This is a genomic window from Rothia sp. HMSC072B04 (genome assembly GCF_001813725.1).
Taxonomy (GTDB): domain Bacteria; phylum Actinomycetota; class Actinomycetes; order Actinomycetales; family Micrococcaceae; genus Rothia; species Rothia mucilaginosa.
The window spans coordinates 1-466 of record NZ_KV813786.1 but is presented as its reverse complement, the minus strand read 5'-3'; the positions used below and the strand labels follow the sequence as shown (position 1 = coordinate 466).

The 466-nt window shown below is 56.7% G+C and carries 1 pseudogene; it reads left to right on the top strand.

Going from position 1 to position 466, the window contains the following annotated elements:
- Positions 1-411 (top strand): annotated as a pseudogene (locus tag HMPREF2928_RS00685) (hypothetical protein); the annotation flags it as partial.
- Between the last annotated feature and the right edge of the window lie 55 nt (positions 412-466).

Here is a 466-nt window from a genome sequence, read left to right as displayed (position 1 = left end):
GTGGGTTTGACCGCCGGTTGGTCTGATGGTTCCTTCCACTACGATACTCCGGCGAGCCGTGGCGCCTACTTTACCTTCCTTTATCGTGCTGCGGGTAGCCCCAAGGTAACTCTGGAGCCCCTGGGTAAGGCGAATGCTGCACGATATAAGAAGCGTTTTGCCCCCATTAAGCGGGGTAGTGAGTTGCACCGAGCAATGAGCTGGGCGTACCAGCATGCAATGGCGAAGCGGGAGGATTATGACCTGCCTATGAACTTCAACTACCCCAGCGCCGATTACGTGACATGGGACGCCTACAGGGTGCCGGATTTCTACTTCGCTTCGCACCGCACTATTTTTATTCCTCTTATGATTCTGGACAGTCATGAGGAGCTGGCACCGATTGTGGCTCGTCTGCAGTCGCTGTCATAGCGGTAGGTGAGCGGGAGGGCTTGCTGGGGGCGTGTTCTCCGCGTCTGGTTCGTGC